The sequence below is a fragment of the Varibaculum sp. C0165D1 genome (assembly GCF_056590355.1).
In genome coordinates this window covers 259525-271375 of record NZ_JBWPVY010000004.1, presented here as the reverse complement: position 1 = coordinate 271375, position 11851 = coordinate 259525, and the positions used below count along the sequence as shown (strand labels likewise).

Annotated in this window: 9 protein-coding genes and 1 rRNA gene; 1 reads left to right on the top strand and 9 read right to left on the bottom strand. The window is 55.3% G+C overall.

Going from position 1 to position 11851, the window contains the following annotated elements:
- From AC1EKS_RS07600 to AC1EKS_RS07590, 3 genes are all read right to left on the bottom strand, one after another.
- Window positions 1–152 (bottom strand): 16S ribosomal RNA (locus AC1EKS_RS07600); the annotation flags it as partial.
- Between the two features lie 477 nt (window positions 153–629).
- Window positions 630–1892 carry a tyrosine--tRNA ligase gene (tyrS, locus tag AC1EKS_RS07595; protein WP_481009649.1) on the bottom strand — a complete coding sequence of 421 codons (1263 nt, stop codon included), beginning with the start codon at window positions 1890–1892 and terminating at the stop codon, window positions 630–632.
- Between the two features lie 129 nt (window positions 1893–2021).
- Window positions 2022–3089 carry a PTS sugar transporter subunit IIC gene (locus tag AC1EKS_RS07590; protein WP_481009650.1) on the bottom strand — a complete coding sequence of 356 codons (1068 nt, stop codon included), beginning with the start codon at window positions 3087–3089 and terminating at the stop codon, window positions 2022–2024.
- Between the two features lie 83 nt (window positions 3090–3172).
- Here AC1EKS_RS07590 and AC1EKS_RS07585 point away from each other — a divergent pair, with 83 nt between their 5' ends.
- Window positions 3173–3877, top strand: a complete 705-nt coding sequence (locus tag AC1EKS_RS07585; protein ID WP_481009651.1) for an NUDIX hydrolase — start codon at window positions 3173–3175, stop codon at window positions 3875–3877.
- 775 nt (window positions 3878–4652) lie between these two features.
- On the opposite strand, the gene argH is transcribed toward AC1EKS_RS07585, so the two are convergent.
- From argH to argC, 6 genes are all read right to left on the bottom strand, one after another.
- Window positions 4653–6080 carry an argininosuccinate lyase gene (argH, locus tag AC1EKS_RS07580; protein WP_481009652.1) on the bottom strand — a complete coding sequence of 476 codons (1428 nt, stop codon included), beginning with the start codon at window positions 6078–6080 and terminating at the stop codon, window positions 4653–4655.
- 1 nt (window position 6081) lies between these two features.
- Entirely contained in the window at window positions 6082–7296 is a 1215-nt protein-coding gene (locus AC1EKS_RS07575; protein ID WP_481009671.1) for an argininosuccinate synthase, read from the bottom strand.
- Complete coding sequence (locus AC1EKS_RS07570; RefSeq protein ID WP_481009653.1) at window positions 7283–8539, bottom strand: aspartate aminotransferase family protein; 1257 nt, start codon at window positions 8537–8539, stop codon at window positions 7283–7285. The genes AC1EKS_RS07575 and AC1EKS_RS07570 overlap by 14 nt, the downstream gene beginning before the upstream one ends.
- The gene (gene argB / locus AC1EKS_RS07565) at window positions 8532–9428 is read right to left on the bottom strand and encodes an acetylglutamate kinase (protein WP_481009654.1); all 897 of its coding nucleotides are present in this window, start codon (window positions 9426–9428) and stop codon (window positions 8532–8534) included. The genes AC1EKS_RS07570 and argB overlap by 8 nt, the downstream gene beginning before the upstream one ends.
- On the bottom strand, window positions 9425–10534 hold the full coding sequence (argJ, locus tag AC1EKS_RS07560) for a bifunctional glutamate N-acetyltransferase/amino-acid acetyltransferase ArgJ (protein WP_481009672.1): 1110 nt from the start codon (window positions 10532–10534) through the stop codon (window positions 9425–9427). The genes argB and argJ overlap by 4 nt, the downstream gene beginning before the upstream one ends.
- 68 nt (window positions 10535–10602) lie before the next feature.
- On the bottom strand, window positions 10603–11661 hold the full coding sequence (gene argC, locus AC1EKS_RS07555) for an N-acetyl-gamma-glutamyl-phosphate reductase (RefSeq protein WP_481009655.1): 1059 nt from the start codon (window positions 11659–11661) through the stop codon (window positions 10603–10605).
- Between the last annotated feature and the right edge of the window lie 190 nt (window positions 11662–11851).

Sequence of the window (11851 nt, the reverse complement as noted above, 5' to 3'; positions counted from 1 at the left end):
TATCCCAAAGAAAAGGACAGGTTACTCACGTGTTACTCACCCGTTCGCCACTCTCACCAAAAAGTGCAAGCACCCTTTGGATCCCGTTCGACTTGCATGTGTTAAGCACGCCGCCAGCGTTCATCCTGAGCCAGGATCAAACTCTCCAACAAAAACCAAAAAAATGATTCAAGCCAGAAAACAATCCAGCAAAAACAAACACCAACAATCAAAAAACAAAACGTTCCAAAATCATCAGCATCAAAAAAACAAAAAACAAGAAAAACCAAAACACCCAACCAAACAGCCAGGCACCCCAGTCAATCCCACACAAACAAAACAAAAAAACACACTATCGAGAACACAAACAACCAAACCACAAACCAACCAAAAACGATCAGTAAAGGTTCCTGCACGAAAAACGCGCGAGTCTCAGTCTAACAGATTGGATTTTTGGCTCGCAACTTATTTCTAAGTGAAACAGGCCATAAAACCAGTTTTTATCTGTTAAATACTAAGTCAAACAATCCTGCCCACTGACCCGGAACCGGAGTTCCTTGCCGGGGCAACAGGTAATAACTTACCTACTCCGTTTATAAAACTTCAAACTGAAAAGCGGTGAGCTCTCACACACTGCCAATAAAAGGCTATTACTGCAGGTGAGCGGCTGCTAGATTCCGTTTGCCTTTCCGGAAAAGCACCAGCGAGCCCGGCAAAATATCGTCGGAAGTAATAATCCGATCGGGGTCAGTGATTTTCTGATTATTCAGATAGGCTCCGCCGTTCTTAATGGTGCGGATCGCCGCACCGCGTCCTTTCTCGAAACCGGCCGCAATCAGCAGATCTACCAGGTTAGTTTTCCCGATTTCTACCTGCGCGCTAGGCAAATGGGAGGTTGCGCCTTTTAGAGTTTTGGCATCCACTTGGTGCAGATCCCCGCTACCCCACAGGGCTGCGGTAGCTGCTAACACCTGGTCAAGAGCCTCCTGCCCATGTACCAGGCGGGTAACCTCTGCAGCCAGTGCCTTTTGCGCTTCCCGTTTATGAGGACGCTCGGCTACCTCCACCGCTAGCGCCTCAATTTCTTCGCGTGGCAGGAAAGTAAATACCTTCAAGAACCTAACTACGTCCGCGTCCTCGGCTCCCAGCCAGAACTGGTAGAACTCGTACGGCGATAGCATTTCCGGATCTAGCCAAATCGCCCCGCCCTCGGATTTTCCAAACTTGGAGCCATCGGCCTTGGTGATCAGGGGGGTAGTCATTACGTGAACATCTTTGCCCTCAACCTTATGGATTAGGTCCATGCCACCCACTAGGTTGCCCCACTGGTCGTTACCTCCGGTCTCCAGGGTGCAGCCATAGCGCCGATATAGTTGCAGGAAATCATAGGCTTGCAAGATTTGGTAGCTGAACTCAGTGTAGGAAATTCCTTCTTCGGAGTTCAGGCGCCGTGCCACCGCATCTTTGGCCAGCATGGTGCCCATCCGGAAGTTTTTACCCAAGTCACGCAGGAGTTCGATTGCTCCCAGGTTCTGGATCCAATCCATATTGTTAACCATGATCGCCGGGTTATCGCCCTCGAAATCAAGGAAGCGGCTGATTTGTCCACGCAGGCGTTCCACCCAGCCTGCTACTACCTCTTTGGGTTGCAGCTGCCGTTCGGCGGTCATCCGGGGATCCCCAATCAAGCCGGTAGCTCCCCCAACCAGGGCAATAGGACGATGGCCGGCCTTTTGTAAATGCCGCATCATCAGCAGTTGCACCAGGTGCCCATGATGCAGGGAAGCCGCGGTGGGATCGAAACCGCAATAGAAGGTGACCGGTCCGCTGGCAAGTGCCTCCCGCAGTTTCGCGAGATCAGTGTGCTGGGCTAGTAAACCCCGCCATTCCAGCTCATCAATAATATCGGCCACGATATTCCTTTCTTCTGCAGGTTAAACCCGCCGCTCACCCTCTGAGGTGAATACGGTGTTACTCTTCTCGGCTTAGTCTAACCCACCGACGGACACGGCTGGCGGTTTGCCTCCTATCCGGAACACTTCCTATTTTTCGAGCAGCATATCCCCGTCTTTGATCCAACCCTTCTTCCTCATGAACTCCGCAAAGAGCAGGGAGAGAACGGCGGGCGCAATGAAGTGCAGCAGCAGAATCATTCCCAGCAGCGCCGGCCAGGAGGTGGTCGGCCCCATGACGTTCCAAGTCATGATCTGTCCTACCAGGCCGGAAGTTCCCATTCCGGAGCCGGCCGCATTAGATTCCATCTTGAACAACATGGTGGCAATCGGACCGAGAATCGCAGAAGCCAAAGTGGGGGGAATCCAGATTAAAGGATGCCGCATAATATTGGGGACTTGCAGCATGGATGTACCGATGCCCTGCGAGATTAGGCCGGAAACTTTATTTTCCCGATAGGACGCGACGGCGAAACCTACCATCTGGGCGCTACATCCTACGGTCGCTGCCCCGGCTGCCAGGCCGGATAATCCCAGCACGATCCCCAAGGCTGCCGACGAAATCGGAAGCGTCAAGATCATCCCCATCAGCACCGACACGATAATCCCCATTAGGAAAGGCTGACGCTCAGTTCCCCAGTTAATGATGGCTCCCAAGGCAGTCATCATCTGTGAAATGCCTGGCCCGATGGCCAGACCTACGATAGCGCCGCTGGTAACCGTAACAAAGGGGGTAACCAAAATATCAACCGGGGTTTTACCTGAAACCAGCAGACCTACCTCGACTGCCACAAAGGAGGCGATAAACGCGCCCAAGGGTTCGCCTGGTCCTTTCAGCTGCATAGAAAGACCATCTACGATTCCGCCGCTCAAGATCTTGGCGGCGTGGGCACCAATCATGCCCGCCAGACCGGTGCCTACCACCACATAGGTCGAGGCATGAAGGCGGTGCGCTACCCCCATCCCGATACCAGCACCGGTAAGTACTGAGGCCACCGAGCCAACCAGTACCAGTCCTCGTCCGATGATTCCCGGAATGAAACCGCCTACTTGCACCATAATGGTGCCGATAATCAGGGAGGCGAACAGCCCGTGCGCCATACCGGTCATAGCATCAATGAAAAATAGCGATAACCAGCCTTTAATACGTTGTTTCATCTTGGAAACTTTCCTTCTCGAGGTAACTTCTTTAGTTTTCGCCTAATAGTCGAAAACTAAAATTTAAGCTACCATAAGATTTTGTGAGAACCCAATTGCGAGACGCCGAAGGAGCTGCCGTCTACCGGCATGAGGCACTCAGCGTAGTCTTGCAAATCCGCGGAGATTCCCCGCAGCTAATGGTGCTGGTTAGCCGCCGGGAACACGCCCCCTTTCAGGGCTTTCCTGCCCTCCCTTCCGGTCCTTTAGAACCGGAAGAAACTCTAGGTGCCAGCGCTTTTCGCCATCTTTCCGAAAAAATGGATATTGCCGCACTTTCCTATATGGAACAGCTCGGGACCCGCTCTGATCCCTCCCGTGACCCCAGTCAACGTACCGTGGCCACCGCCTATTTAGGGCTGGTGCCTGCCCACGTGACTACCGCAATTCCTCCCCATGCCCAGTGGGTGCCGGTGAACGACCTACCGAAGATGGCTTATGACCATGCCGATATTATTTCCGAGGGCGCCGACCGGTTGCGGGCGAAACTTTCCTACACCAATATTGCGTTCGCCTTGGCGCCCCCGGATTTCACTATGGCAGAACTAACCCGCCTCTACCAGGCCGCTTTGGGGCATGAAGTCTCCCCTACTAATCTGCAGCGGGTATTAACTCGCCGCGGGCAGCTCGCCCCCACCGGTCAGCGTAAAGCCCCCGGCACCAAAGGCGGCCGCCCCGCTCGCCGTTTCCGCTTCACCCAGCACACCCTGCAGGTAACCGACCCTTTCGCCATCCTCCGCCCTTCCTGAAAAACGCAGAGCGCAGACGCTAGTTTTCTCGCAAGTACCCGCAAGGGCTAGGTTTTTCCTCCCCTAGCCCGAGGGAGAAGTTTTTCCTCCTGCCCAAAAACTTGGAAAAGCCCAGGCTTTCCCAAGTTTTACGCCCTCCTAGTCTGCTCGGATAAAACTTCTCCCCCGGGCAACAAGCTATCGAAACAGTTACTGTACATGCGGATACCTACCGACAAGTTCTATACGCGACCGCGTTCTCATCAGAATCGGCAAGGTACGTAGCCAGCTGAACACTGTCCATGTTGCCAGTGGGCTGAATTATTCCTCTAGCGTGCAAGCAACCGGTTTCCGAAAAACAACGACGGGATTAAAAAGTAAGAACACCCGACAGCAGATATGGCAAGGAAGAAGCACTTTTGTGAAAACGTGCGGGCGGAAAAGTTTTGACTGAAAGAATCGCTTGAGCGCGGGGGTAGGTTTTATCCGAGCAGACGCGAAGTGTGTTCGTATCACAATCAACAAGGGACGCGCCGACCGAAAGATCGTCCCTGTTGCCAGTAGGCTGAATTATTCCTCTAGCGCGCAAGCAACCGATTTCCGGAAAACAACGACGGGATTAAAAAGTAAAAACTCCCTGCAGCAGATGCGACTGGAGGAATTCGCTGAGCGCGTGTGGGCGGATTTATGCCGAGGGGTAGGCTTCGGGCACTAAATCCGTGAAAATGCCAGAGCATTTTCCGGATTTCGGGGCGCGAGGCAAAATCCGCCCGCACGCGCGGAAACAGGGAAGGAACTATTTGAATTCCAGGTGTTTGCCGGCGAAATTGGTGCGGATGCGCGCGATCTGCTGCTCGGCGGATTCGATCTGCCGCGCGACCTGCGCGGGCGCCGTCCCTCCGCGTCCAGCACGCGCCCGCACCGAACCAGCAGGGCTGAGCACTTTTCGCACCTCGGGAGTCAGCAGCGGATCGATAGCGGCGAACTGCTCGTCACTCAAATCCGCTAGTTCTATCCCGTTTTCTTCGCATTTACGTACGCAAGCGCCGGATACTTCATGTGCCTGCCGGAAGGGCATTCCTCGCGCCACTAGCCATTCGGCTATATCGGTGGCCAGCGAGAACCCTTGGGGAGCGAGTTCTTCTAGGCGACCGTAGTCGATCTTCATAGTGGCTACCATCCCGCTGACGGCAGGCAGCAAGACCTCTAAAGTGTCGATCTGGTCGAAAACTGGTTCTTTGTCTTCTTGCAGGTCGCGCGCATAGGCGAAGGGTAGCCCTTTTAGGACTGTCAGCAGGCCGGTTAGATCGCCAATCATGCGACCGGCTTTGCCCCGCGCCAGTTCCGCCACGTCCGGGTTCTTTTTTTGCGGCATGATCGACGAGCCGGTAGAAAACGCATCGTCCAAAGTGACATACCCGAACTCTTTGGTATTCCAAATGATTATTTCTTCGGCGAGGGAGGAAATATCAATCCCGGTTTGGGCGCAGATGAACGCAAACTCGGCTACCACGTCGCGGGTGGTGGTTCCGTCAATCGAGTTTTCCACTACCCGGTCGAAGGCCAGGTCTTTCCCCACTTGCACCGGATCTAGCCCCAGAGTGTTGCCCGCGAGCGCCCCGGATCCGTAGGGACTGGAAGCGGCGCGCCGATCCCAATCTTGAAGACGCTCTATGTCCCGCAGCAGGGGCCACAGGTGAGCCAAGAGCTGGTGGGCAAGCAATACTGGCTGGGCGTGCTGCATATGGGTGCGCCCAGGCATCACCGTGTCCCCGGCAGCTTTCGCTTGGCTCAACAGAGCTTCTGCGACCTCAACGATTCGCTCCGCGAGGGCGCGTGCCTGGTTCCGCAGGTACATCCGGATGAGGGTGGCGATCTGGTCGTTGCGACTACGCCCAGCGCGCAGTTTCCCTCCTAAATGCCCTCCGGCCTCCTCTAATAGCCCTCTTTCTAAGGCGGTATGCACGTCCTCGTCACCGGGGTCCGGGGTGAAGGAACCGCTTTTAACTTTTTCTTCCAGCCGCCCCAGAGCCGCCAGCATCTGTGATAGTTCTTCCGCTGATAGCAGACCGGCTCCCGCAAGCGCCCGGGCATGGGCGCGCGAACCAGCTAAATCATAGAGCGCCAAGCGCCAATCGAACTGGGTGGATACTGAAAGTGCCGCTAAAGCCTGGGAAGGGCCGCCCGAAAAGCGTCCTCCCCATAGCGATACCTGCTCGCTCATATTATTTCTTGCTTTCTTTTTGTTCCCGCGCCGCTGCCAACTGGGTTGAGAGCCCATAGATTCCAATGAATCCGCGCGAGAGAGACTGGTCGAAGCTGTCTCCTGAATCGTAGGTCGCCAGGTTGAAGTCATACAAGCCGACTTCGGAGCGCCGCCCGTCAACTACTGCCCGTCCGCCGTGCAGAATCATCCGAATATCACCGGTGACGTATTTTTGGCTGTCCTCTACGAAAGCATCGAGTGAACCTTTGAGCGGTGAATACCATTGCCCTTCGTAAACCAGTTCTGACCAGCGCTGTTCTACCTGCCGTTTGAAGCGTCCTTGTTCGCGCTCCAAGGTCAGATTTTCCAGGTTCTGGTGGGCGATAATCAGTGCCACTGCGCCGGGAGCCTCATAGATTTCCCGCGACTTAATCCCTACCAGGCGATCTTCCACCATATCCAGGCGGCCTACCCCCTGGGCGCCAGCCCGGCGGTTCATTTCCTGAATAATCTGCAGAACTGACATTTTTTGTCCGTCCAAAGCCACCGGAACGCCCTGCTTAAAACTAATAACTACCTGATCCGGCACTGGCGGATAGGCGGGGTCATCGGTGTAAACATAGACATCTTTAGTGGGCGGATTCCATAGGTCCTCCAGGTATCCGGTTTCTACCGCGCGTCCCCACACGTTCTGGTCAATGGAAAAGGGGTTATGTTTAGTGGTTTCGATCGGCAACTCGTGTTCTTCGGCGTACTTAATTGCCACGTCCCGGGTTAGCGCCAGGTCTCGCACCGGCGAAATACATTTGATCTCCGGATTTTGGCTGGTCAGCGAAACCTCGAAACGTACCTGGTCATTGCCTTTTCCGGTACAACCGTGAGCGACGGTGTCGGCGCCGAACTTATTGGCTACTTTCACCAGGTGTTTACAAATCAGCGGCCTAGAAAGCGCCGACACCAGCGGATATTGATCCATGTAAAGACCATTAGCTTTGATTGCAGGCAGGCAATATTCTTCGGCGAACTCATCTTTCGCGTCAGCCACATAGGCATCTACTGCCCCGCAATCGAGGGCGCGCTGGCGAATTACCTCCAGGTCTTCCCCGCCTTGCCCTACGTCAACGGCGCAAGCGATCACCTCTTTACCGGTTTGCTCCCCGATCCAGCCGATGGCCACCGAAGTGTCCAATCCGCCCGAATATGCCAGTACTACCCGATCTTTACTCATGGTTATTCTCCTTTTCTAGGTCTAGTTCTACCTGCGCGAGCGCTTCCTTTAACGCCGGTATCAGGGTTTTTGCTTCTTCAAGTTCAATAATTAGGGGCGGCGCCAAACGGATAATGTTGGCAGCCGGGGCATTCACAATAAACCCGGCCTTAAACAGCGCCTTTGCAAGCTGCGGGGCAACATTTTTTTCGAGGACGAGGCCGCGCAACAGTCCTTGCCCCCGGGTATCCTTGATTCCTGGGATTTGGGCAGCTGCGATCGCCCGCATCCAGGCATCCCCAACTTTGGCGGCGCGAATTGGCAAATCCAGTTCCTCCATCAGGGCGATGGTGCGCGCCACTACCGAGGTTACCAGCGGGTTTCCTCCGAAAGTGGTGCCATGACTTCCCGGTTTTAGGACGCTGGCGGCACGCTGGTTCATCGCGACGCAAGCCCCTACCGGCACTCCGGCACCTAGGCCTTTCGCCAGGGTCACCACATCCGGGATTATTTCTTTTCCATCATGATAAATCCCCTGGTGGGCAAGCCATTTTCCGCACCTGCCCATCCCGGTTTGCACTTCGTCAAAAATTAACAGAGCGCCGGTTTGGTCGGCGAGCTGGCGCGCGGCGGCTAAAACTTCGGGAGCTAAGGGGATCACTCCCGCTTCGCCTTGCAGCGGTTCCAGGAAAATCGCGGATATTCCTTCCGGATCCACCCCCTGGATGCCTGCTACCGAAGCCTCTACAAACTCGGTGGGCCCCACGAAAGGAGCAAAGGGCTCACGGTAGGGAGCTTTATAGGTCAGTGAAAGAGACCCCAGGGTGCGGCCATGAAATGCCCCTTTCAGCGCAATTGCCCGCCCTCCCGGCTGGGCAGCCAGCGCCATTTTCAAGGCAGCTTCATTGGCTTCGGTACCGGAGTTCACGAACAGCACTCGCGCCTGGGCTTTGATTTTTTCGCTTATCTGGCCCCGCCAACCGGCAGCGCAGATTTTCTTTACCGCCTCCGCGGCCTCTACCTGCTGGGGGGTAGTGAAAAAGTTAGAAACGTGGGTAAAGCGGCCGGCTTGCTCCCCGATAGTCTTCACTATTTCTGGATGGGCATACCCGAGGGCATTAACGGCGATCCCCGCCAGCAAATCCAGATAACTTTTGCCATCGGCGTCCCACACGCGGGTGCCTTTACCGTGGGTAAAACAGGCCTGCGGCTGCCCGAAAACCCCTAACAGGTTTTCCTGGTAGGCGCTTATCCATTCAGCGTTATTCATAGTCATCTCCCTTCACCATGGTTCCAAATCCGGTATCGGTGAAGATTTCTAGCAGCATCGAGTGCGGCACCCGTCCATCAATAATGGTGGCTCGGGGTACTCCTTGCTGACAGGCCTGAATGCAGGCTTGCACTTTGGGGCGCATTCCCGCTTCTAGGGTAGGCAACAGTTCGGCGGCCTCACTGGCTTTTATCTGCGAAATCCGAGTATTGGGGTCTGGCCAGTTACGATAGAGCCCCTTTACATCGGTGAGGACGATAAGTTTCTTCGCTCCCAAAGCTCCCGCAACGGCAGCAGCCGCCAAATCGGCGTTAATGTTCAACACCTGGGTGGGGTCATCTTGATTAACCGCAATCGAGGACACTACCGGGATCCGCCCGGACTGCAGTAAGTCTTCTATTGGTCCGGGATCTACTGCGGTCACTTCTCCAACTAACCCCAGGTCAACCGGTTTTCCCTCTACGCTAGCGCTCTTTTTAACTGCCTTTAGGAACGCCCCGTCCTCCCCGGACATTCCGATTGCCGCAATCGAAGTTTCGTTAAGCAGGGAAACCAGTTCACGCTGCACCATCCCGGTGAGTACCATCCGCACCACTTTCATCACTTCCGGACTGGTGACTCGCAGACCGGAAACAAACGGAGCCTCGATTCCCAGAGTTTTGAGCATAGCGCCGATTTGGGGACCGCCGCCATGCACAATTATGGGTTCAATCCCCCATTCATGCAGGAAAATAACGTCCCGGGCAAAAGCGGTCTTGAGCTCTTCCGAAATCATGGCGTTGCCGCCATACTTAATGACAACCCGGGAGCCCGAGTACTCGCGCAGCCAAGGCAAGGTTTCTAGCAGTATCCCGGCTTTATCCCAGGCAGATAGGTTTTTTACACTCATGATGAATAGTCCGCGTTGATATGAATATATTCGTGGGTGAGGTCGTTGGTTAGTACGCTGGCCTGGGCATTTCCTGCCCCTAGGCGCACCTCTAAATGCACGTCGCGACTGTCAAAGGGGACGTCTTCCCGGTTCCCCCAGGCGGCACCGTCCTTACACACCTGCACCCCGTTGAACAGTACCGACACCTGCGTGGGGTCATAGGGGCAAACACTTTCGGGTACGGTTCCCAGTTCAGAGACGATTCTGCCCCAGTTGGGGTCGCACCCGGCGATTGCCGTCTTAACCAGGTTTGAGCGGGAAATAGTTTTCGCCGCGATCAAAGCCCCGGCTTCGCTTTCGGCTTCGGTGACTGCGATCTCTACGGTGTGCTGCGCGCCTTCGGCGTCATCAGCGAGTTTCCGCGCCAACTGGGCACAAGTTTCAGTCAGTGCCGCGCTAAATCCGCTCGGCGCCTGCCCGCTTTCCCCGGAGGCCAGCAAAATCACGGTGTCATTGGTGGACATGCACCCATCGGAATCCAGGCGGTTAAAGGTTTTTGCGCAGGCAACTTCTAGGGATTTTTGGGCGGTTTCGGCATCTAAGAGGGCGTCGGTGGTGATTACACAAAGCATGGTGGCCAGGGCCGGGGCTAACATGCCTGCCCCTTTCGCCATCCCTCCGATTTGATAACCGTCCGCCTGGTAGTGAACAGTTTTGGGTTCGTTATCGGTGGTGAGAATCGCCCAAGAGGCATCAGCGCCGCCCTCTTCACTCAGGTTGGCGGCCGCAGTTTCAATCCCGGAAAGCATTTTGTCCATCGGCAGCGGCACCCCGATCATCCCGGTGGAGCACACCAGCACTTGCCGCGGATCGATTTCGAAGGCGTCCCCGACTGCCTTCGCAGTGATGACCGCATCTTTGAGACCGCTTTCCCCAGTGCAGGCATTCGCACTACCGGAGTTAAGCACTACTGAGCGCATCCCGGTCGCCCCTTTACTGAGCACTGCCCGCGAGTAAAGTACGGGCGCGGCGGCAAAACGGTTAGAGGTAAATACCCCGGCTGCCACCGGATTTGCTCCCGTGTTGAGGACGAGCGCCAAGTCTTTGCGTCCGCTGCGGCGCATTCCGGAGGCGATTCCGCAGGCTTTGAATCCCGGTACGCTAGTTACGCCTTGCAGGCTTTTATCTGGTTTCACGGGGCAACTCCGATCTGGTTAATGCCGGTATATTCTGGCAGGCCCAACGCTAAGTTAGCCGATTGCACTGCCGCTTGTGCGGTTCCTTTCCCCAGGTTATCTAGGGCGCTGAGGGCAATAATTTTTCCGGAACGCTGATCTAGCGCCACTTGCACCTGCACATTCGCACTCCCGGTCACCGCTTGGGTTTGCGGCCAGATACCAGCGGGAAGAACCTGGATAAGGCTTTCTTCTTGATAAAAATCCCGATAGAGGGCGTGCAGCTGCTTCGTGGAAGTTTTTTCGGTGGCACTAGCGGTTACGGTTGCCAGGATTCCCCGCGACATCGGCACCAACACCGGGGTGAGGGTGATCTTGTAGTCGCTAGCGTTTCTTCCGCTGTTGACCGCAAAATTCTGGGCGATTTCGGGGATATGCCGATGGGTTCCCCCTACCGCGTAGGGTTGGGCATTTCCCAGGGCAGAGGTGGCCAACAGATGTGGTTTTAGCGATTTTCCGGCTCCCGAATATCCCACCGCCAAGGTGGCCACAATATCGCCCGGGTCTATCAAGCCCGCGGCCACCAGCGGCTGAAAGGCCAAGGTAACGGCAGTAACATTGCATCCGGGAACCGCTATCTGTTTAGTTTTTTTCAGCTGCTCGCGCTGAGATGGGCCGCTACAGCTCTGCAGTTCCGGCATTCCATAGGTCCAGGCCTGGTGGTATTTGCCGCCATAGTAGTGATCCCAGGCTGCCGGGGAAGTAAGGCGATGATCGGCTCCGCAGTCTACCAGCAGGCTTTCCACCCCGGCTTTACGCAGCTGCCCCGCTATTTTCCCGGATTGGCCGTGCGGGAGCGCCAAGAAAATCGCCGCGCTTGCTTTTAGCGCTGCCGGATCTACCGCCGTTAGTTCCCGCTGGGCTAACTGGGGAAGCTGGGGATGAAACTCCCCTAGCTTTTTCCCTACCGAAGAGGACGCGCATAGCTGGTCAACCTCAAAGGCGGGGTGCGCCGCAACTATCCGCAGGATCTCTCCTCCGGCAAATCCACTAGCACCAATAATTGAAACCTTCATAGTGAATATTTATATCAAGTAATGAATAGTTATGCATAACTGAGAGGCATGTATGTGACTAGAGATACTTAAAATAAAATGACCGGCGGGGAGTTTTCTCCCCGCCGGTCACCGGTCAGTAAATTATTTTATTTTGGCTCCCGGCCTAAAATGATCAATCAAAATCATTTAGGCTCTTCAGCGAGTTCCT